The 21,476-nt window shown below is 56.9% G+C and carries 18 protein-coding genes; 8 read left to right on the forward strand and 10 right to left on the reverse strand.

What is annotated here, in order from left to right; translation table 11 throughout:
* Positions 1-341: 341 nt before the first annotated feature.
* On the reverse strand, positions 342-1,475 hold the full coding sequence (locus FMN63_RS26855; RefSeq protein WP_162530119.1) for a GGDEF domain-containing protein: 1,134 nt from the start codon (positions 1,473-1,475) through the stop codon (positions 342-344).
* Positions 1,476-2,200: 725 nt separating this feature from the next.
* Between FMN63_RS26855 and FMN63_RS26860 the strand changes: the two genes are divergently transcribed.
* On the forward strand, positions 2,201-4,006 hold the full coding sequence (locus FMN63_RS26860; protein ID WP_148587126.1) for a PHA/PHB synthase family protein: 1,806 nt from the start codon (positions 2,201-2,203) through the stop codon (positions 4,004-4,006).
* A 42-nt stretch (positions 4,007-4,048) separates the two neighbouring features.
* Here the strand turns inward: FMN63_RS26860 and FMN63_RS26865 are convergent, their stop codons facing one another.
* Positions 4,049-6,370: a sensor domain-containing protein gene (locus FMN63_RS26865; protein ID WP_148587127.1), complete on the reverse strand. Its 2,322-nt coding sequence runs from the start codon at positions 6,368-6,370 to the stop codon at positions 4,049-4,051.
* A gap of 326 nt (positions 6,371-6,696) precedes the next feature.
* On the opposite strand from FMN63_RS26865, the gene FMN63_RS26870 reads away from it, so the two are divergent.
* The gene (locus tag FMN63_RS26870; protein WP_353619243.1) at positions 6,697-7,302 is read left to right on the forward strand and encodes a DUF6653 family protein; all 606 of its coding nucleotides are present in this window, start codon (positions 6,697-6,699) and stop codon (positions 7,300-7,302) included.
* Positions 7,303-7,345: 43 nt separating this feature from the next.
* On the opposite strand, the gene FMN63_RS26875 is transcribed toward FMN63_RS26870, so the two are convergent.
* Both FMN63_RS26875 and speB read right to left on the reverse strand, forming a co-directional pair.
* A complete protein-coding gene (locus tag FMN63_RS26875; RefSeq protein WP_148587129.1) occupies positions 7,346-7,990 on the reverse strand; it encodes a hypothetical protein in 645 nt (214 codons plus the stop codon).
* 19 nt (positions 7,991-8,009) lie between these two features.
* The gene (speB, locus tag FMN63_RS26880) at positions 8,010-8,972 is read right to left on the reverse strand and encodes an agmatinase (RefSeq protein ID WP_148587130.1); all 963 of its coding nucleotides are present in this window, start codon (positions 8,970-8,972) and stop codon (positions 8,010-8,012) included.
* Between the two features lie 284 nt (positions 8,973-9,256).
* Here speB and FMN63_RS26885 point away from each other — a divergent pair, with 284 nt between their 5' ends.
* The 3 genes from FMN63_RS26885 to guaD all read left to right on the forward strand — a co-directional run bounded on the left by FMN63_RS26885 (position 9,257) and on the right by guaD (position 11,962).
* Positions 9,257-10,204, forward strand: a complete 948-nt coding sequence (locus tag FMN63_RS26885) for a cation diffusion facilitator family transporter (protein ID WP_148587131.1) — start codon at positions 9,257-9,259, stop codon at positions 10,202-10,204.
* A 96-nt stretch (positions 10,205-10,300) separates the two neighbouring features.
* Positions 10,301-10,486 (forward strand): hypothetical protein, encoded by a 186-nt coding sequence (locus tag FMN63_RS26890; protein WP_148587132.1) that lies wholly within the window; start codon positions 10,301-10,303, stop codon positions 10,484-10,486.
* A gap of 171 nt (positions 10,487-10,657) precedes the next feature.
* Complete coding sequence (guaD, locus tag FMN63_RS26895) at positions 10,658-11,962, forward strand: guanine deaminase (RefSeq protein WP_148587133.1); 1,305 nt, start codon at positions 10,658-10,660, stop codon at positions 11,960-11,962.
* 43 nt (positions 11,963-12,005) lie between these two features.
* Here the strand turns inward: guaD and FMN63_RS26900 are convergent, their stop codons facing one another.
* Positions 12,006-13,229, reverse strand: a complete 1,224-nt coding sequence (locus FMN63_RS26900; RefSeq protein ID WP_148587134.1) for an MFS transporter — start codon at positions 13,227-13,229, stop codon at positions 12,006-12,008.
* Positions 13,230-13,300: 71 nt separating this feature from the next.
* On the opposite strand from FMN63_RS26900, the gene FMN63_RS26905 reads away from it, so the two are divergent.
* The gene (locus FMN63_RS26905; RefSeq protein ID WP_148587135.1) at positions 13,301-13,768 is read left to right on the forward strand and encodes a helix-turn-helix domain-containing protein; all 468 of its coding nucleotides are present in this window, start codon (positions 13,301-13,303) and stop codon (positions 13,766-13,768) included.
* Here the strand turns inward: FMN63_RS26905 and FMN63_RS26910 are convergent.
* The 4 genes from FMN63_RS26910 to FMN63_RS26925 form a co-directional block, all read right to left on the reverse strand.
* The gene (locus tag FMN63_RS26910; protein WP_162855092.1) at positions 13,757-15,205 is read right to left on the reverse strand and encodes an MATE family efflux transporter; all 1,449 of its coding nucleotides are present in this window, start codon (positions 15,203-15,205) and stop codon (positions 13,757-13,759) included. The two genes, FMN63_RS26905 and FMN63_RS26910, sit on opposite strands and share 12 nt — an antisense overlap.
* A gap of 102 nt (positions 15,206-15,307) precedes the next feature.
* The gene (gene rpsI, locus FMN63_RS26915; protein WP_148587136.1) at positions 15,308-15,784 is read right to left on the reverse strand and encodes a 30S ribosomal protein S9; all 477 of its coding nucleotides are present in this window, start codon (positions 15,782-15,784) and stop codon (positions 15,308-15,310) included.
* A gap of 2 nt (positions 15,785-15,786) precedes the next feature.
* Positions 15,787-16,254 (reverse strand): 50S ribosomal protein L13, encoded by a 468-nt coding sequence (rplM, locus tag FMN63_RS26920; RefSeq protein ID WP_006935155.1) that lies wholly within the window; start codon positions 16,252-16,254, stop codon positions 15,787-15,789.
* A gap of 390 nt (positions 16,255-16,644) precedes the next feature.
* The gene (locus tag FMN63_RS26925) at positions 16,645-17,070 is read right to left on the reverse strand and encodes a PaaI family thioesterase (protein WP_148587137.1); all 426 of its coding nucleotides are present in this window, start codon (positions 17,068-17,070) and stop codon (positions 16,645-16,647) included.
* Positions 17,071-17,317: 247 nt separating this feature from the next.
* On the opposite strand from FMN63_RS26925, the gene FMN63_RS26930 reads away from it, so the two are divergent.
* A complete protein-coding gene (locus tag FMN63_RS26930; RefSeq protein ID WP_286192773.1) occupies positions 17,318-18,229 on the forward strand; it encodes a hypothetical protein in 912 nt (303 codons plus the stop codon).
* 112 nt (positions 18,230-18,341) lie between these two features.
* Here the strand turns inward: FMN63_RS26930 and bmt are convergent, their stop codons facing one another.
* On the reverse strand, positions 18,342-19,370 hold the full coding sequence (gene bmt / locus FMN63_RS26935) for a betaine--homocysteine S-methyltransferase (RefSeq protein WP_148587139.1): 1,029 nt from the start codon (positions 19,368-19,370) through the stop codon (positions 18,342-18,344).
* Positions 19,371-19,752: 382 nt separating this feature from the next.
* Between bmt and FMN63_RS26940 the strand changes: the two genes are divergently transcribed.
* A complete protein-coding gene (locus FMN63_RS26940) occupies positions 19,753-21,291 on the forward strand; it encodes a trimethylamine methyltransferase family protein (protein ID WP_148587140.1) in 1,539 nt (512 codons plus the stop codon).
* The last annotated feature ends 185 nt before the right edge of the window (positions 21,292-21,476 follow it).

The following is a 21,476-nucleotide window of genomic DNA, read 5'->3' on the forward strand; positions in this document are numbered from 1 at the left end:
CATATCCTTGCGAGTTGACAGTATCAGCTGCGCGCCCATGCCAGGCGCGATGGCAGCGCAGCGGGGCTCTTTTAGCAGTCCGGAAAAAAATGCGCACCCGTCTTTGCGTCGCTGGCAGACTAAATTTGTATCGTTTTTTAGAACAGGATTGCTCTAACACCGGGCAGCCCACTCCCAAGCCGATAAGCGGGCGAAAATGTCCTACAAATACAAGTGGTACGCCTGGCATCGAAGCCTACGGGAACGAGGCAATTGGTCTCCTGAAAGCCCCGGCGGTTTCAGAACGACCTTCGCCACCCAGCTTCGGGTGAGAGCATTAGCGGTTCAAGGATGCGGAAAGATCAGGCTGCCTTTTTGCGAAGAACCGAGAAACCGGTTGTTTTCGCATCCTTTACAAGCTTTCCGTTGGGCGCCAGATCCATGGTGACAATCTGGGCGCGCCCCTGCTTTTTGGCGCGGTGCAGGCCACCTTCAGCCGCTTCCATGGCACGTTCCAGCGGCGTCGAGACACCCGCGCTGACAAGGCCAACACTCGTCGTCACGATCAACCGGCCGCCGGACGCTTCCTGGCATTCCAGTCCGAAGCGTCGACAGATTCTCTGTGCGGTCAAATTAGCCAGTTCCTTGTCGCCCGCCGGAAGGAACACAGCAAACTCCGCTCCACCAACGCGGCCTGGAACAGCATTTTCGGCCAAGGTGTCTTTCAGAATGCGCGCGAAAAGCTGAAGCAATGCATCGCCCATTGCCTGGTTGAAACGCTCGTTGACCAACTTGAACTGGTCCATATCGAACAGGATGAGGCTGTAGACGCCCGATGGCGATGCGTTTACGGAAATCCAGTCCTCCGCATCGTTGAGAAAAGCACGCCGGTTCGGCAATCCTGTGAGCTCATCCTGAAGTGCCTGCTCCCTGAAACCATGCTGGGATCGTTCGATCACCATGGAGGCCGGCAACACGATGGTCATGATGATCGAGAACATGACGATGAGCAGATAGACACTCATGAAGCCTTCCGCGTAGCCCGACTGGAAGGACGGTAAAGCCAAGATGTTTTGGTTCACCGTGTACCACATGAAGGCTGCCGCTTCGACGAGGGTCGTCATGCCGAGCATTCGGGCGGAATACAGTTTTTCCCGGTTTTCGAAAAACGCCATCCAGACCATCCAGAGCGCACTCAGGATCATGACCGATTGAACATAGTTCACGCGGACAATGAAATTGTCGCGAAATTCCGGAAACTGGTACAGAACGATCCAGGCGAAGGCGATCGTGGCAAACAGCCAGACATGGCTGCGAAGCCCCAGAAAGACGGCGAACCCGCTTCGCCTTATCCCCGTTCCGAGAATGAGCAGGAAATTGGCGGCGACGATGCTCAAGATGTCCGGAGCCGTCCCGCGCAGCGCGAAGAGAACGGTGCCGCACCCGGCCAGGAACATACCGACGGACCACAGAGCCAGGCTTCTTGAACAAGCCATGCTTCGGCTTGGCCAGAACAAGTAAAAAACCAACAGGATGACGCTACCGGCAAACTCGGCGATCATAATGCAGGTAAACAATGTCGGTATGTCGAGCGTCATGAAAAAGAGGGCCTTGCGATCAAGGTTTGCAGCCTAGATCGTCAGTCGTAAAGGAATGATTTAATCAGTATATTCGCCAATACTACTTCATCTATATTGGACACGACTCTTTCACGGCTGCATCGCAGAATCCCCTGCGTCACTGCGACGCAAGCGTCTCAAGATAGGCCTGCGTTTCTTTCCTCTCCTCAGGATTGATAAGACCGGCGGACTCACCAGGATTGACGATTGCTCCATACCCTTCCGGCCGCGGCACGTTGCCGTTGCCTTTTCCAGGCCCGGTCTTCATTGCATCAATCAAGGGTGTTCCGGGCCCAACCGCACAAGCCGATAGAGCAAGAAGCAAAAAAAGGCATCCTCCGAGAGCCAGCATGTTCCGCTTGCAGATCAATCGTTCCTCCACAACTTTGGCTCCTTGTCCTTTCCATCGTCACAAAGTTACTCTAGCCAGAGCGCATGACTGTAGATTGAAATCCAATCGACGGAGCTGTTACCTTGTGTCATAAATAGCCGATAGTTCAAAATATCGGCGAAAAAATAACAAGATAACGCGATTTAATAACAAGGGCTCGCTGGCCTTCCCTGGGCCAAACGGGGCAAAAAACCGGAGGAAGATCCTGCCTATGGCTGATGACCGCGACCATCCCATGTTGCAGTATATCATCAACAACCCGGAGGCCTTTGCACAGAATCTGGCAAAGACACTCGAGCAGGCAGGCAAGGCATTGGCGGCCTATATCGAGCCCCGGGAACAAGGCAAGATCACTCACGAGTCAACCGACGAGTTGACGGGTGTCGTCAAAACCCTCGCGCAGGTTGGCGAGTATTGGGTGTCAGATCCCCAGCGCGCCATCGAAGCGCAGTCGCGCTTGTGGAGCGGCTATATCGACCTCTGGAATTCCTCGCTGAAGCGGATGATGGGCGAACCCTCGGCACCGGCAATCGAAACGCCGGTCCGGGACAAGCGCTTTGCCGATCCGGAATGGGAGAAGAACCAGTTCTTCGATTTCATCAAGCAGCTCTACCTGATCACAAGCAAATGGGCGGAGGACATGGTCCATGACGCCCAGGGGCTGGATGAACACACGCGTCATAAGGCCGAGTTCTACGTCACACAGATTGCAAACGCCGTCTCTCCCTCGAACTTCGTTCTGACGAACCCGGAACTGCTGCGCCTGACGCTGGAAAGCAATGGCGAAAACCTGGTCAAAGGCATGCGGCATCTGGTCGAGGACCTGAAAACCGGCAAGGGCGACCTCAAGATCCGGCAGACCGATCCGACCAAGTTCAAGCTCGGAGAGAACCTTGGCACGACCCCCGGCAAGGTGATCTCGCAGAACGACGTCTGTCAGGTGATCCAATATTCGCCGTCTACCGATGAGGTCCTCAAACGCCCTCTGCTGATCGTTCCACCCTGGATCAACAAGTTCTACATTCTCGACCTCAATCCGGAAAAATCCTTCATCAAGTGGGCGGTGGACCAGGGACACACCGTATTTGTTATCTCCTGGGTCAATCCGGACGAGCGGCAGGCTCAAAAGAGCTTTGAGCACTACATGAAGGAAGGCATCCTCAATACGCTCGACCTGATCAAACGGGCAACCCGACAGGAAGAGGTCAATGCCATCGGCTATTGCGTCGGCGGTACTCTGCTTGCAGTCACGCTCGCCTATATGGCGAAGATCGGTGACGAACGGATCAAGACAGCAACCTTCTTCACCACGCAGGTGGACTTTACCTTCGCTGGTGACCTGAAGGTATTCGTCGATGAAGAACAGATCTCGGTACTTGAAAAGAGGATGGCCGAGCACGGCTACCTGGACGGCTCGAAGATGTCGTCTGCCTTCAATATGCTGCGCTCAAACGACCTTATCTGGTCTTACGTGGTCAACAACTATCTGAAAGGCAAAGACCCCTTCCCGTTCGACCTGCTTTATTGGAATTCCGATTCCACGCGCATGCCAGCCGCCAACCACTCTTTCTACCTGCGCAACTGCTACCTGGACAACAAGCTGTCCAAGGGTGAGATGGAAATCGCCGGAGAACAGCTTGATCTTGCCAAGGTCGAGATCCCGATCTTCAACCTGGCAACGCGTGAAGACCATATTGCCCCGCCGAAATCGGTCTTTCTTGGCTCAGGCTGCTTTGGCGGTCCGGTCGATTATGTGCTGGCCGGCTCAGGTCATATCGCCGGTGTGGTCAACCCGCCTGCCAAGAATAAGTATCAGTTCTGGACGGGTCCTGCTGCCAAGGGCGCGCTGGAAAACTGGCTCAAGAATGCCGAGGAACATCCCGGCTCCTGGTGGCCGTACTGGGATCAGTGGATCCGTTCGCACGACGACACCAAGGTCAAGGCCCGCAAACCGGGTGCAAACCGGATCAAGATCCTGGAAGATGCACCGGGATCGTATGTGATGATGAAGGTGTGACGCGCGCAGGCTAGTCAGCAAGCATCTACGTGCAATGAGTTTTCAGCCGAAATGTGCGTCCAGAGGTGTCAGCGTCATCGCTAGCAGCTTGCCGAACTTGCTCGCTTCCATTGGACGTCCGAAATGGAAGCCCTGCACGACTTCACATTGGCAACTGGCGAGAAACGCCTGCTGCTTTGCCGTCTCCACGCCTTCAGCCACAACACAAAGACCGAGTTCCCTGCCAAGAGAGATGATCGCCTTTGCGATACAGCGGTCACTCTCGTCAAAGTCCAGATCGCTGATGAAGCTGCGGTCAATCTTGAGCCTGGTCAGCGGAAAGATCTTCAATGCGGTAAGACTTGAATACCCCGTTCCGAAGTCGTCTATCGCAAGTTTCACGCCCAGCCGGCGGAATTCGTCCATCAGTTCGACGGCCTGCTCCGCATTCTGAATCAACAGGCTTTCCGTCAGTTCCAGCTCCAGATACGTCGATCCGAGCCCCGTTTCCAACAACGCCTCACGGACGTCCGAAATCAGGCTGTCGTCCCGGAATTGGCGGGCGGACACGTTGACGCCGACCGTAATCGGCAACAGGCCATTGTCCAGCCATTCCTTGTTCTGCCGGCAGGCTTCTCGCGTCACCCATCTGCCGAGCGGCACGATGAGACCGCTTTCTTCAGCCAGAGCAATGAACTCGCCAGGCATCATGCGCCCGAGGACAGGATGCTGCCAGCGGACCAGCGCTTCTGCACCCACGATACGTCCACTGACGAGGTTGTACTGTGGCTGATATTCGAGGAAAAACTCGCCGTTATCGATGCCCTTCCGCATTTCTTCCAAAAGCGTCAGTTTGTTGACTGAACGTTCCGGACGGGTCTTCTCGTAAACCTTGTAGCTGTCACGCCCGGCGGACTTGGCTTCGAACATGGCCTTGTCGGCATTGCTCAGCAGCTTCGCCGCACAGTCCGCATCCTGCGGGTAACAGGCGGCCCCTATGCTGCAGGTAACGTGGAAAGACAAATCATCAATGTGGATCGTCTTGGTAACCTCGTCGCGCAACCTCGTCATGAATTCATTCAGAGCGGGTTTCAGCGCCGACTCGCCATCGACGATCAGGACAAACTCATCCCCGCCGAACCGGATGGCTTGATGTGTGCCGGTGTGAACGGACATGATGCGCTCGGCGATAATCATCAGGACCTGATCGCCGATCGCATGTCCAAAGCTATCGTTGACGAACTTGAAATTGTCGAGGTCGACAAAAACGACGGCAACGGGATCTCCGGTTCTGTCGCTTTCGGAAACCTTTTCTTCCAGCTTGGTCTTGAACTCCTGCCGGTTGGGCAGGCCGGTCAGAACATCATGGTTCGCCAGATAGCGAATCTTGCGTTCGGCACGGTCACGTTCAACCGCCACTGAAGCCAGCCGGGCCGCCTCGAACGCCAGTTTCAACTCGTGATCGGTCGGGCTGCGAGCCGACCTTGTGTAGAGCCCGAAAGTGCCCAGAACCTTGCTATCCTTGCCGAAAAACGGCACTGACCAGCAGGATCGCAGATCAAAGGGCGCAATGAGATGGCGGACATCCTCCCAGAGGCTGTCTTTCTGGACATCCTCAACGATAACGCTTTCACGACGGAAAACAGCTGTACCGCATGACCCCATTTTGGGGCTCACCGGTACACCGTGCGTCAGGTCCAGGTATTCCTGTGGCAGGTTGGGCCCTGCGGTCGACAAGAGCTTTTCGCCGGCGTCGTCCAGCAGCATGACCGACCCCATGACACCGTCCAGCTGGTCTTCAATGGTCAGCACCAGGGTTGTCAGCACCTGTTCCAGCGGCTTGCCCGCAGCAATTTCCTGAAGAACCTTGTTTTGCCCCTGCTGCAGCAGCAGGGCTCTCTTGCGATCAGTGATATCCCTGGACAAACCGATGATGCCGACAACCTCACCTTTGCTGTTTGTCACCGGATACTTGGAAGAGGAAAACCATTTCCGTTTGCCGTTTTCCAGAACCAAGGGTTCTTCGAAATCGATGCGCGGAATATTCGATGCCATGATTTCCTGTTCGATGGCATAGAATTTCAAGCCTGCCTCTTTCGGCTGAAGGTCCAGATCCGACTTGCCGATCAATTGAGAAACGTCTTGCAGTCCAACATCAAGTGCAACTTGGAGGTTGGCCATAACGAAGCGAGAGCTCCGATCCTTCACGAAAAGGTAATCGGAAACCTCGTTCAGCAGCGTATGAAGCGAGACACTGCTTAGCCGCAGTTCATCGCTTGCGGACAACGTCGCAATGCGGTTCAGCCGGTCCAGCTCGGAGCCCAGAGACGCAATAATCTCGCTGTTTTCAACGCCCCTTTCATCTTGGCTCGTATGTAAGACCATGCCCCAACCCAATTGATAGAAATTAACGCACTCAACAATTAGTATGTTTTTACTGATTTCAGACTAAAAAACAATGAATCGAATAGAAGGCGGCTCGGTTAGCTTCTTGACTATTTATTATTCATTCCTGTAGCCGGCCATTACGGTCGAGCTCTTTGAGGATACACCGAATCCTCCGCGTGACGTCGCACTCAATACTTCCTCGCACCACATGTCCACATTGGTAAATTTACGGAAATTGATGTTGCTTGAGACAGATTGTCATTTGCCAAGCCCCCATGTCGCCGAGTAAGATTGATGCCTATCTGAAAGGCTGGCTGCGGCATATGCAAACCTCGCGACGTCACTTGAGTCCCCTTGCCCGTCCGGCATTGAAAAATGCCAATGGCCCGAAGGCTCCCGTTCTTTTGCCGAAAGCTGCATCGGGCAAACCTGCGCCAGCTCTTTCTACAATGATGAAGATCGTTGCCCCAGGCTTGCTGACCGCCGCCTTGTGGTCGCAGGTCTGGCTTGGAATTTGGGGCGCGCTTCTGGTTGCTGTCGGCGTTCTGGCATGCGTCATAATCCTTCCGGGGCTCATCGGAGAAACCGGCAAGACAACATCCTGGGCCAAACAGGTGAGCTTCGGCGAAAAGGTCTGGCTGAACAGGTTGTTCCTCCCGGTCCCGGCTACTGACAGCACCAGGTTGACGACGCTTTACCTCGTTTTCTGGATGGGGGGGATGATCGCCCTGCTTGGTGGCTTCCTGATGTCGCCGATCCTCTCGCTGACCGGCCTGACCGTCGCGCACGCGGCCCAGTTCGTCAGCTTCGTCAAGCTGGTCCAGCTTTACCGGACCATGAAGGATAAAACCGCGCTTTATCGCTTCTGGACGGCCGTTCCGCAAAACGACAATCTCCCGAAAACCGTCGCGCGCAGCAACCGTCGTTAAACCTGCTTCGCTTTCAGCACCTGTCATCGGGAAATAAGCGAGTTCAGTCGGCAGTGCTCAGGTCAAGGCTCACAACAGCGACCAACCCTAGGCAAGCCAGAGCGGCCAGGTGGTCCGTGCCCGCGAGTTCCAGCCGGCCATTTTGTTGCTGAACGTCGAGCACCCAGTCCCTGCCAGTGACAAACCTTTTCAGCCCCGCCAGCAACCCGGCCCTCTTGCCGTTTGACTGATCCCGGTGTTTGCGGATCAATGTTCCCGCGAGATTACCGTTTTCGAGAAGCACCAACGCGTCCATATCACCGCCAAGCATGGTTCGAACGGTCTGCCTGGCGATGCTGTCAGGATCGGCAAGTTCATAAAGCGCACCGCTCCTCGGCAGCTCAAGTTTCCAGCCCTGCTTCAATGATCCGCGTCCGGCGATGTGGCCCGTCCTGACACCGGCATCGGAAATCAGATCCCAGCTTCCGGTTCCGGCCTTGGCCGTGCATTCGAGCGACCAATCAGGCCTTTCACGCAAGTGAATGCATGTGACGCCTCTCATATGCGCCTTGTCCAGTTCAAACACGATCGCAGGAGTGCCTTCAAGGCAGTGATCCCCCGAGAACACCTTGAACTGTCGGGCGACACCGGGCGGCAAGGAAATGCTGCCCGGCGTTTTCACAAACCGCAAACTGAGGACCTTCGCCATGTTGCAGCCCTGCCCTGGTCTAGCCAGCCTGTTTGCGCTTCTCAGCAAACAGGCCAATGTAGGTCAATGCGACGCTTGCACCGGCTATGGACGTGATATCCGCATGGTCATAGGCCGGAGCGACTTCGACGACATCACCGCCCACGAAGTTCAAAGACCCCAGTTCCCGCAGCACCGAGAGCGCCTCGCGAGATGACAAGCCACCTGCAACCGGTGTTCCCGTACCGGGAGCAAAAGCCGGGTCCAGACAGTCGATATCGAAGGTCATGTAGGCCGGTCCGGTCCCCACACGTTCCTTGATCCTTTCGATCACGCCACTGATGCCCAGGTTGTCCATCTCGTAGCCGTAAATGATATCCAACCCGCAAGTTTCGGGCGCGTGGGTCCGGATGCCGATCTGGATTGACCTGTCCGGATCGATCAGACCTTCGCGAACGGCTCGTCCGGTAAAGGTGCCATGGTCGATCCTGTCGCCTTCATCGTTCCAGGTGTCCTGGTGGGCATCGAACTGCACCAGGGCAAGCGGTCCATGCTTGGCAACATGGGCCTTGAGCAACGGATAGGTGACGAAATGGTCCCCGCCAATGGAAAACAAATGGGCGCCTGAGGCGAGAATGTCGGCCGCCTGGGCCTGAATGTGCCCCGGGACGTCCGCGTTGCGACCATAATCGAAAACACAATCGCCATAGTCCACGCAGGCGAGAACCTCGAAAGGATCCATGTCGAACGGATATTGCGGATCGCCATCGAAAATGGCGGATGCACGGCGAACACCCTGAGGCCCGAACCGGGCGCCGGGGCGGTTGGAAACGGAAGCATCGAACGGGATGCCCCAAACGGCCAGGTCAATCCCCGTCAAATCGCGGCTGTAGCGGCGGCGCATGAAAGACAGCGCCCCAGCATACGTCGGTTCATGCGAACCGCCCTTGATCGATTTACCCAGAAATGCGTTGTCGGTTTCCCGAGGCAATTCTGCTGACATGACAATTTCCTTGAAGTCTGGTGTGGCAGGATCTTGGTGTGCCGATCCGGATCAATCGGCACGGACTGCCGGGTGTGTCATTTACCGGACACCCGAGGACGGTGCTTCAGGTTTTACCAGCGAAGTCACCTCCCGCCAATCCCGGCCGGCGATGCCCGTTGGTAGCACCTGCGATTGTGTTCATCCCCTTTGAAGGGGGCTGATCCGGATGCAGTTCTTGTCAACCGGTGGTACATGTCGAAAGATTGCATGATCTTTTCAGCCTCCGACCAAAGGAAATTGTCATGAGCGACAACGGCCAACACGACCATGCCGACGGCGCTTCCCACGGTCATTCTCACGGTCACAGCCACAACCACGAACATGGTCACGATCACACGCCGGAAGTGACCGACAGGAACGCGCGCGCCGTCGCGTGGGCCGGTTTGCTGATCGCGGCCTTCATGTTTGCCGAACTGGTTGGAGGCTGGCTTGCAGGATCGCTGGCACTGATGGCGGACGCCGTCCACATGGTAACGGATGCCGCTTCGCTGGGGCTGGCCTGGTGGGCGTTCCAGCAATCCAAGAAACCGGCAGACGCCCGGCTCACTTATGGCCGTGACCGTTTACCGGTGTTGATTGCCTTCGCCAATTCCATTTTCCTGCTGGTGGTAACAGGCTGGATCTGCATCGAAGCCGCCGGGCGATTTATGACGCCTGAAACCGTGCTTGCAGGACCGATGTTCGTGATCGCCGTCATCGGTCTTTTGGTGAACATAGGTGCGTTTTTCATCCTTCAGCGCGGTGGTGACGGATCGCTCAATATGCGATCCGCTATCCTGCACGTGCTTGGTGACCTCCTCGGCTCGGTTGCAGCGATTGCCGCCGCCGTCGTGATCTACTTCACGGGCTGGTATCCCATTGATCCGATCCTGTCAGTTTTCGTGGCTCTGCTGATTGTTCGCTCCGCTGTCACGGTCATGCGCCAGTCTGCCCATATTCTGCTTGAAGGGGCGCCGAATGACATCGACAGGGAAACCTTGAAAACCGATTTGCTGAACGCAGTTCCCGGCCTGGAAGATGTCTATCATATCCATCTCTGGTCGCTCGCAGAGGGCAAGGTCAACGCAACCATGCATGCCACGTTGAAGCGGGAAGACAATGCGGAAATCGTGCTCAGGCAAATTCGCGAGCGGTTGAAAGCCCGGCACGGAATCGGCCACGTAACCATCGAGACAAGCGAACGCTCTTGAGGGTCCAGGCCCGGACTTCGGGCACGAAAACAGCGGCGGCCAAATATTCGGCCCGTTTACACAGGATTATATCTTGGCAGGTAAGGTGCGGGTCTGATGGCTGGCTATGACAGAAACTCGGCGCAGGATCCGGCTCCTCCGGCCTGGAACGCCAGAAGCGAAAACACCGCTCCTTCGGACGGTGCTCCAGCCATATTTACGGTCTACGTGTGCCTTGCCATTCTGGGAACGCTTGTTGCCCTGGGCGGCGCCCTGTCTGCCGCGGCCGGATTCGGTTCGTAATCCTCGCTCGCCACGGCCCCAGTGTCCTCGGGCATATTCCTCGACCTTCCCGAAAAAGTGTCTGATTCCCTCTGGCAAATACGGTTGAGCCGTTGTCGCCTTCAGCCCCCGGGATTAAAACGGGAAACCAAACCGGCGAACGCCGTTCCATTTCCATGAGGATTTCCTGCCGTGGCAGACAAGACCCAGAAGATCCTGCGCGGCAGGCTGCTCTCCTTTTCCGCGGCCCCCAAGGGACCAGACGATACGCAGGCCTACAGGTATATCGAGGACGGCGCCCTGCTGGTTCGGGACGGCAAGATCGCGGCCAGAGGAAGCTTTCAGGACGTGGTTTCCGTTTCAGGTGAAGAAACGGCCGTGATCGATCACCGGCCGCATCTGATCCTGCCCGGCTTCATCGACACACATATTCATTTTCCGCAGGCACAGGTGATCGCGTCCTGGGCCGATCAACTTCTGGACTGGCTGAACGACTACACCTTTCCAGCGGAAATGAAGTTTGCCGACAAGGCGCACGCGAACCGGATCGCAGCCGCCTTTTTCGACGCGCTTGCCGCCCACGGCACCACCACGGCGTCCGCCTATTGCTCCAGTCATCCTGCCTCGGTCGATGCTTATTTCGAGGAAGCGGAGCGGCGCGGATTGCTGATGCTTGGCGGCAAGACAATGATGGACAGGAACGCGCCTGCCGACCTGTGTGACACCGCTCAAAGTGGCTATGACGGCAGCAAGGCTTTGCTGGAGAAGTGGCACGGGCGCGGACGGGCGTATTATGTCATCACTCCGCGCTTCGCTATCACGTCGACGCCCGGGCAACTTGAAGCCGCCGGAACGCTTTTGAAGGAACATCCTGACTGCCATTTGCAGACGCATATCAACGAGAACCAAAACGAAATCGCCTATACGCTGGAGCTCTATCCGGAAGCGGTAGACTATCTCGGCGTTTACGAAGGGTACGGTCTACTTGGCAGAAAGACCTTGCTCGGTCACTGCATCCACATGAACGAGCGGGAACTGGGTGCCATGCGGGAGACCGGCGCCGTTGCCGTATTCTGCCCGACATCCAACCTTTTCCTGGGCAGTGGTCTCTTCAACAAGGCCGGGCTGGAGCAAGCCGGCGTTCGCACGGCCATTGCCACCGATGTCGGCGGCGGTACAAACTATTCGATGCTGCGAACCCTTGATGAAGGCTACAAGGTGCTGCAGCTCCAGCGCCAACGCCTCCACCCGCTCGCGTGTTTCTTCTGGGTTACGCTCGGCAATGCCGAAGCGCTGTCCCTGCAAGACAGGATCGGCACCCTTGAGCCTGGCACGGACGCAGACCTGGTGGTGCTGAATGCGCGGGCGACCCAGCCGATGGCCTTGCGGATGGAAACTGCCGAAACACTGTCGGAAGAACTTTTCGTGCTGCAAACCCTTGGCGATGATCGTGCTGTCGTTGAAACCTATGCTGCCGGAACAGCCCTGAAGTCGTGACACTTTGGCCGGGGCATACAACATGCCCCGGCGTTCGGCCGCATCAGCCAGCGTGCCCTGCCCGGAAAGGGCGGAACAGGAGCAGACTGAACCCGGCTGCCGCAAACAGGGACAACGCCAGAGCCGTCCCACGATAGACAGCAGCAAAACCGAATTCCTGTATGGGCATGGTCAAGAGTAGCGGCGAGACGACCTGCCCCAGAAACATCGCCGTCGTCACGATTCCCGAAACACTGCCACGCCGTTCCTCAGGCGCGACTTGCAAGGCAAGCAGCAGAAACGACGGCTGGACCAGAGAATAGCCAGCCCCAACCAGTGCGGCCCCACCAAGGATGAGCGGCCAGATGGCTTCAACCGAAAGAACGGCGAAGCCCAGCCCCATCAACGCAAATCCGGCACCAAAAGACGCTGACAGACCCAGAAGCGTGCTGATCCGCCGGTAGGCTATCGCAACGATGCCTCCCGTGAGCGTTAGTGCACCGAGCCCCATCGCTGTGCCCGACGCGCTCTCAAGGCCGTTTTCCTCCAGATAAAACGGCAACTGACTGGGCATCAGGAAAAAGAACATCACGGTGACCATTGTCAGAAAGCCCAAGGCCAGAGCGGGAACGAACCAGCCTTTTGGTGGCACAGCGACGTGGCTTGCCGATCTGTCGCCAGAGTTTTCGCGCCGGGTGTTCCGTTCCCGCTTCAGGATCGGCAGCAGCAATGGCACAAGCAGAACCGGCAACATAAAGACCAGGAACGGCAATCGGGGGGACAGTCCCGCGAGCCAACCGGCAAAGCCGATGAACAGGAACCCACTGAAATTGACCGCCGCTGTCTGCCAACCCATGAAGGCACTTCGGCGCTGACCGGAAAACAGGTCTCCTACCAGCGCAACTTGGGCTGTCATCGTTATGGCGACAGCAACACCCAGCAACAGTCGGCTGATCAGGATCGACTGCAGATCCGGCAGATATGCGCCTGCGCTGCCAGCAAGGGCAAACAGCAGAACGCCGAACAAAAGCAGCGGCCCTCTACCGAACCTGTCAGCCGCCAAACCTGCAAACGGTGCAATCAGGACAACCGAGAGAGACGGCGCTGCGACCAGGAAGCGGGTCAGGTAGGCCGCGCCGGGTTCATCCGGGAAACTTGCCTCAAGCGCCGGCAAGGCCGGGCTTATGGTGGCATTGGCCATGATTTTCAAAGTAGCCGTCATCAGCAGCGCGATTGCCGCCGTTTCCAGCCAGAGCGGTCGCCCCGATGATGAAGCTTTATCCGACATGTTTGTTTTTTCCTTGCGTTTTGAAAGCCAGGAGCACAGCCTACAAATTCAAGTCGACTTGAGGTCAATAGATGAAATTCATGGATATTTCAGAAGTGTCGAAGCATACCGGCATCGCAGCGTCCGCAATTCGCCACTATGAGGAAAAAGGCCTGATCACGTCGGTGGGGCGCCGGGGGCTGAAACGTCTGTTCGGGCCCGACGTTCTGGACCAGCTCGCGCTGATCACCCTTGGCAAGACCGGCGGGTTTTCACTGGAAGAGATCAAGGCGATGTTCGGTCCTGACGGTCGACCCGCCCTCTCCCGGCCAGGCCTTCACCAGAGAGCGGATGAACTCGACAGGCAGATCCACACCCTGGAAGCGCTGCGCGACATGATCCGTCACGTCGCCGACTGTCCGGCCTCCTCACACACGGAATGTCCGAAATTTCAGCAGTTGATCCGGATCAGCGGACGTAGAAACCGTGGTGAACGGGTTCTTTGGCCACCAAAACCAGCCGGATCGATTTCCGGACGCCGCAGGTCATCACCGTCTTGAAAAGAACAAGATGAGCTGACGTGCCTGCCGCTGGAAGAGCCCGCGTTTCGGTGGCTTTTCGTGATGTTCTTCGACCGACCGAATGACACCGCGCACGATCAGGATGGCGGCAACCCCGAACAAGATACCTCCGGCCGCCTGTCCGATCAGAACCCCGGGCGCTCCGTATAGCATTCCACCGACCCAGACAAAGGGAATGGTGCCGACGGTGTGCCGCCCCCAGTTGAGCATGGTGGAATAGAACGGACGGCCCAGGTTGTTGAAACAGGCATTCGCAACGAAAATCGCGCCGTTGAAAAAGAAGGCCAGAGCCAAGGGGCCGCAGAACAGATAAATCAGGGTCAGGGCGACGCCATCCGCTTCAAACAGATGTGCAATCGGACCGCGGAGCAAGAACAGAACAAGTGCGGCAAAGCCGACCACAAGGGCTGTGAACAGAAGCGCTTCGCGCAACGTGTCACGAACCCGGTCAAACCGTCCGGCCCCGTAGTTCTGGCCCACAATCGGGCCCACAGCACCGGACAGGGCGAAGATGGTTGCGAAGGCCAGAGGCGACATGCGGGCAACCACTGCCATTCCCGCCACGGCGTCTTCTCCGAATTCGGCCATGGACCGGGTTACCCAGGCCTGCCCGACTGGCGTCGCAAGCTGGGTCAGTATGGCAGGACAGGCAATTGCCGCAATCGACGGCATATCCCTGAAAAGAGCCATAGGACGCGGCAAAGCCAAACCACCGTGAAAACGAAAGATTGGTGCGAGCGCGAAAACGGCTATGGCAACCCGAGACGCTGCACTTGCTATCGCCGCACCCGTCAGCTCCAGGTCGAAGCCGAAGATCAGGATCGGATCGAGCACCGCATTCACAATGCCTCCGATGATGGTTGACATCATTGCCCAACGGGCATCGCCATGCGCCCTCAGAACGGCGCCGCCCGCCATACCAAGCAACAGCAAGGGCAAGGTCGGTACGATGATCGCCAGATAATGAACCGCAAGATCGTGCGTTCGTCCTGTTGCACCGATCAACGTGGCCAGCGGCCCCAGGGAAAACCAGACAGCCACGGCAAAGACAGCGCTGAAGAGAACGCCCACTGTCAGGGCATTGGAGGCCTGCTGCCTTGCACCTTCTCTGTCCCCTGCCCCCAGCGCCCTGGACACAAGCGCACCCGCAGCGATGGCAACTCCGATGTTGAACGATGTGGTGAAGAACAGGATCGCGCCGGCATAGCCCACCGCGGCTGCCAGTTCAGCCTTGCCCAGCATGGAAATGAAGATCATGTCGACAAAATCGACGGCAAAGATCGCCATCAGTCCCACAGATGCTGTCAGCGACATCACGGTCACATGGCGAAACAGACTGCCGGACAGAAATTTTGCCTCTGTTGCAGGCTCCTGATCTTTCACATTCGAATTCAGCGGCTTGCCCTCGTCGTGCATGGCCCCAGACTATCCCAAGCGCCGGCAGGTATTGCTACATACAAAAAACCCGCCGGATCGCTCCGGCGGGTTTTCCGAACTGGTAACTTCCAGATCCAGCGATTAACGCTTGGAGAACTGGAACGACCGGCGTGCCTTGCGCTTACCGAACTTCTTACGTTCAACAACGCGGCTGTCGCGGGTCAGGAAGCCGTTCTTCTTCAGAACGCCACGCAGTTCCGGCTCGTAATGGGTCAGAGCCTTGGACAGGCCGTGGCGCACGGCGCCAGCCTGACCGGACAGACCACCGCCGGTAACCGTTGCGATAACGTCGTACTGGCCTGCACGGTCGGTCAGCATGATCGGCTGCTGAAGGATCATCTGAAGAACCGGACGAGCGAAATACTCGGTGTAGTCCTTCTTGTTGACCACGATCTTGCCGGTGCCCGGCTTGATCCAGACGCGGGCAATAGCGTCTTTACGCTTGCCAGTTGCATAGGCCCGGCCATTGGAGTCCAGCTTCTGGACATGGACCGGAGCTTCGGGGGCAGCGGTTTCGACCGCGCCGCCCAGTTCTTCCAGGGATTGCAGCTCAGCCATCGTTAAGCCCTCTTGCCATCATTCTTTGCGTTGAGGCCCTTGACGTCGACGAGTTCCGGCGACTGAGCTTCATGCGGGTGGGTCGGACCAGCGTAGACCTTGAGGTTCTTAAGCTGCTTGTTGGACAGAGGACCGCCCGGCATCATGCGCTGTACGGCTTTTTCCAGAACGCGTTCCGGGAAACGGCCTTCCAGGATGGCACGAGCCGTGCGCTCCTTGATGCCGCCCGGATGGCCGGTGTGCCAGTAGTACTTCTTGTTGTCGTACTTGCGGCCGGTGAACACAACCTTGTCGGCATTGATGACGATGACGTTGTCACCAGTGTCAATGTGAGGCGTGAAGGTCGGCAGATGCTTGCCGCGCAGGTGATTGGCGATGAATGCGGCAAGACGGCCGACAACCATTCCTTCTGCGTCGATCAAGATCCACTTTTTCTCGACCTCAGCCGGCTTGGCAGAGAAGGTCTTCATGAGATTGATCCGTACTGGTCGGTTAAAGAAAAGGCCCGCGCGGCCTGTATCAAGCCAGCGAACGGACCAAAATTTCGTTCGGTGGCGCTTATACGCTTACCCGGAATGGGCGTCAAGAACCTTATTTCTCACAACGTTCTATTTTTCTTTTATTTTTCAATTACTTAAAAAAACGGTATCATAATACCGTATATTTTCGCCTGTTTGAGCGTACCAGACTCCTGCAATTCGAGGCGTCCCGAGAATTTCTCAGCACGCTTTACCCCAAATGGAAGCTTGATTGCGCTGTTTGTTGGCCTCGAAACACATTCCAAATTTGCAGCTTGCCTGGCAGATCCCGGCGACGATCAGGCGGATATCCGGGATCAACACGAACTGATCGGGGTGCGATCATCGCGGCGGTACGGAATATGTAGCCGTCGCGTGGGCAACGAGTTCTTCCTGCCCCTCACCTGCGATTGAGCAATCAACCACCGCAAGACGCTTGCCAAGCTTCAGGAGCCGGCACGTGGCAAGAAGATCGCCCGCGTCCGGTTTGCGCAGGAAGTTGATGTTCAGGTTGGTGGTGACCGCAAGCGCCACCGGGCCGATGTGAGCCAGAATCACGACATAGGCGGCAAGGTCAGCCAGCGCCATCATAGAAGGACCGGACACAGTACCACCTGGACGCAGATGCAACTCGTTGGCAGACAGGCGTACCACCGCTTCTCCGGGTGAAACACTGTCGATCGCGTAAACGCGCCCACCGGCATGGATTTGCGGGAACTCTCTGTCCAGCATCTCCATGATTTCCGTACCTGTCATTACCGGCGTCATTCAGCCTCCCCCCTATCCTTCTCATTTTCCGACCGTAATCTGATTTCATCTTACGTTTGCGTCAATTTGTTTCTTGAGCAAAACCATATCCGGTCACACAAGTGCCTCACTTCAAACCTTTGTCGGGTTGCCTTCCTTTTTCAGACAAAGGGTTCGTCCGTTGACCAAACTGATTTCAGCTTTAAGCAAAGTGTTTTCCGTTCGAAGTTTTCACTCTTTGCCCCCGCTTGTAGCGGTGGTCTCTGCCGTGATCTCACCTCAGGCCGCCCTGGCCGAGGTCAGAAACTATCTCTACACAAGCGCCGGCGCGTTCTCGCAGACGCAGTCTCTGCTGACCAATCCAGAGCTTTCCGGAGTACAGATCCTCTACAACTGGAGAATGCTTGAACCTGAAAAAGGGCGTTACGATTTCACGGCAATCGAACGCGATCTGGCCATTGCTGAAAAGTATGACAAGGCATTCTTCCTTCAGCTTCAGGACCGTTTCTTCTCCGAAGATGCCCGCTACCTGCCGGACTACATTCTGGAAGATCCTGTTTATGCAGGTGGCCTGGCCCGTCAGGTCGATGACAGCGAAGCTGAAAACCCAAAGCCGGAGGGCTGGGTCGCCGTTCAGTGGAACGAAGCCCTTCGCGGTCGGTTTCAGGCCCTTTTGACCGCCCTCGCGGAGAATTTCGATGGCCGCATCGAAGGTCTCAACCTGCCGGAAAGCTCCATGGACATCGATAGAGCAAAGGACAAGACAGAATTCACCTGCGATGCCTATTTCGATGCGACCCTGGAGAACATGGCCTTTGCCCGAAGCGCCTTCCAGAAATCCCAAGTGGTGCAATACATAAACTTCTGGCCCTGCGAATGGGCAAACAGCGAAGGCTATATGCAGCGCAGTTTTGAGAAGGCAGCAGAACTGGGCATTGGTCTGGGTGGGCCGGACATCGTTCCAAACCGAAAGGCGCAGATGAAAAACTCCTACCCTTTCTTCCACCAGTATCAGGACAAATTGCCGGTGATCGCGATGGCGATTCAGGAGCCCACCCTGCAATACGTCAATCCGGACACGGGCAAGGCGTTTACCCGGTCGGAATTTGTCGAGTATGCCACAGGATATCTCGGGGTCGACATCATCTTCTGGAGCGCATCGGCTCCCTGGCTGCAGTGAAGCCTGCAGCAGGATTGCAGATCCCCCGGAGTTCTTGAACCAGTCGAAAAAAGCCCTCGCTTCTGGCTGTCTCCAGAAGCGAGGGCTTTGTTGTTAAGCTGACGGGCGGCCTCTAGCCGCGCCGGCGGCCTCTGCGTCGTCCGGAACCAGAGGCATCGTTTTCCGCGCGGGCAGCGTCGGCTTCCTTGTTCGGCGGGGATACAAGCGGGCCGATTTCGGTGATGACCTCTTCGAGCGTAGGCCGGTCACCTGCCTGATGCGCATCCACCGCGGCACGCATTGCCGCGAGATGAACCGGTGACGTGCCGCAGCAACCACCGACAATCCGTGCGCCCGCATCGAGCGCCATATGTGCGTATTTGGCCATCAGTTCCGGGGTTCCAGTGTAGACAACCTCATCGCCCTTGATCTGCGGGATGCCGCAGTTGGCTTTCGCAACAACGATGGCATCCGGGTAGGCTTCGGTTATGTCCATGATGGCTGCCAGAAGATCTGAAGCACCGACACCACAATTGGAACCGATTGCAACCGGCGTGCAGGCAAATTGCGCCTGAAGATCGCCCAGCCCCTTGGGAGACAGGCCCATCATCGTCTTGCCGGCAGTGTCGAAACTGGCGGTAATGACAAGCGGCACGTCGAAATTCTGCGCAGCTTCTGCGGCCGCCTTCATCTCTTCGACGGCAGACATGGTTTCCACCCACAGAATGTCGGCGCCACCTTCGACCAGTGCTTCCATCTGCTCCTTGAAGGCTGCGACGCCCTCTTCATAGCTGAGCGCACCCAGAGGCTGAAAAAGCTCACCGGTTGGTCCGACAGAACCGCCGATCAGAACCGTTCGTCCCGAGGCTTGCGCCACATCGCGCGCCAGTTTCACGGCGGCAATATTGAGTTCCCCAACGCGACCTTCCGCCTTGTGCAGCTTCAGCCGATGACGATTGCAGCCGAAGGTGTTCGTCAGAATAATATCGGATCCGGCATCGACAAAGGACTTGTGAAGCGCGATAATCTTTTCCGGTTCGTCTGTGTTCCACAGTTCCGGCGCATCGCCGGAAACGAGACCCATTTCAAACAAATTGGTTCCGGTAGCGCCGTCGGCAAGCAACGCTCCCTTTCGGGCAAGCAGCTCTTCCAGCTTGGACATTCAGCAGTCTTTCGTCTTGTTGGTGTCGTTTGTACCCGTTCGGGGGCTTTCGCCTGCAATAGCAGACCGCGAAAGAAAATCCATAGACGCCTCTTTTCTTCCAAAATAATCGAACCTGCGGTTGTTGCCGAGCGAGTGTTGCCCTCGGTGGGTCACTCCCCTGAAACGACTGCCGGGCCATCCTGGAAACGAAACGTCTTCCCTCGCCTGAATGCCATTTCCGAAATCACTTTTCAGGGTGCAAAGTCAATGGACTTTCCTGCCAAAATGAAGCAACAAAGCGCTATGACGCTTTTACGGTATTGTGCGACGGTTATGGAGCCGGGTTGTCAAGGCTCCTGAGAAAGACTAAGCGCAACCAAACTCATCTTGGGAGCATAAGATGTCAGACGCCGCCCCATCTGGCCGTCGAGGAAGAAGCGCACGCCGCGAACGCCGGCAAGCAGGCCCCGCCAGCCTGGCCATTCCGTATATCTCGCGCAACATTCCGAACTTCGACATTCTGAGCGACGAAGGCGCGGAACGAATTGAAGCCAACACCGACCGAATTCTCGCCGAAATCGGCCTCGAATTCCGGGACGATCCGGAGGTTATCGGCATCTGGAAGGAAGCCGGTGCTGATGTCGACGGCGAACGCGTCCGCTTTCCCAAAGGCATGCTGCAGGAGCTGGTGAAAACGGCTCCCTCGCAATTTACCCAACACGCACGCAATCCTGCCCGCAACGTGGAGATCGGCGGCAACAACCTCGTCTTTGCTCCGGTCTACGGTCCTCCCTTCGTCACCGATCTCGACAAGGGTCGTCGGTATGGCACGATCGAGGATTTCCGCAACTTCGTGAAACTGGCCTATATGTCGCCCTGGATGCACCATTCCGGGGGCACCGTGTGCGAGCCTGTCGACCTGCCGGTCAACAAGCGGCATTTCGATATGGTCTATTCCCATATCAAGTACTCCGACAAACCGTTCATGGGATCGGTCACCGCGCCGGAGCGCGCCGAAGATTCCGTCAAGATGGCGCAGATCACCTTCGGGGAAGAATTCGTCGACCAGAACTGCGTCATGATCCAGTTGATCAATGCCAATTCACCTCTGGTTTTCGATGCGACCATGCTTGGCGCCCTGAAGGTCTACGCCCGGCATAATCAGGCCTGTATCGTTTCGCCGTTCATTCTGGCAGGTGCCATGAGCCCGGTGACGGTTGCCGGTACACTGTCGCAGGTATTGGCAGAAGCCCTGGCAGGTTGCGCCCTCACACAGTTGATTCGTCCCGGTGCGCCGGTCGTTTTCGGTGCCTTCGTGAGCTCGATTTCCATGCAGTCCGGCGCACCGACCTTCGGCAGCCCGGAAGGGTCCCTGCTTCTCAATGGTGCAGCGAAGCTCGCCCGCAGGCATAATCTGCCATTCCGCTCGGGCGGTTCGTTCACCGCCTCCAAGACCCCGGACGCGCAATCCGCACAGGAGTCCGCCCAGACCATTCTGGCGACAGTGCAATCCGGTGTGAACTTCTGTCTGCATGCGGCAGGTTGGCTGGAAGGTGGCCTGTGCTCGTCTTACGAAAAATTCGTGATGGACGCGGACCAGCTCGGCATGATGCATGTTCTGGCCAAGGGGATCGAGATTTCCGAAGAGACCCTGGCGATGGATGCGCTTCAGGAAGTGGGCCCAGGCGGCCATTTCCTTGGCGCCGCGCACACGCAGCGCAACTTTGAGAGCGCCTTCTTCAGGTCCTCCATCGCGGACAACAACTCATACGAGCAATGGCTTGCCGACGGGCAACTGAATGCCGCACAGCGGGCCAACGCACGCTGGAAGGAACAGCTGGCGGGCTATACCGGCCCTGAGCTGGACCCTGGCATTGACGAGGCCCTGATAGCGTTCATGACCGAGCGCAAGAGCTCCTTCCCGGACAGCAACGTCTGATCCTGTTCATAAATTCAGCTACGCGCCCCGCAATTTTGCGGGGCGTTTGTTTTAAAGTGATTTTCAAATCCTGCTCTTGCAAACCTGCCACGTTTTTTAACAACAATCAGAAGAACTACGTTTTTTTATGTATGTAGCCTTTTCCAGCATTTCTGCATGGGATAAAGGTTGCCAAACCCTGCGTT

It is taken from the genome of Stappia sp. BW2, from assembly GCF_008107695.1.
In the GTDB taxonomy this organism is placed as follows: Bacteria; Pseudomonadota; Alphaproteobacteria; order Rhizobiales; family Stappiaceae; genus Roseibium.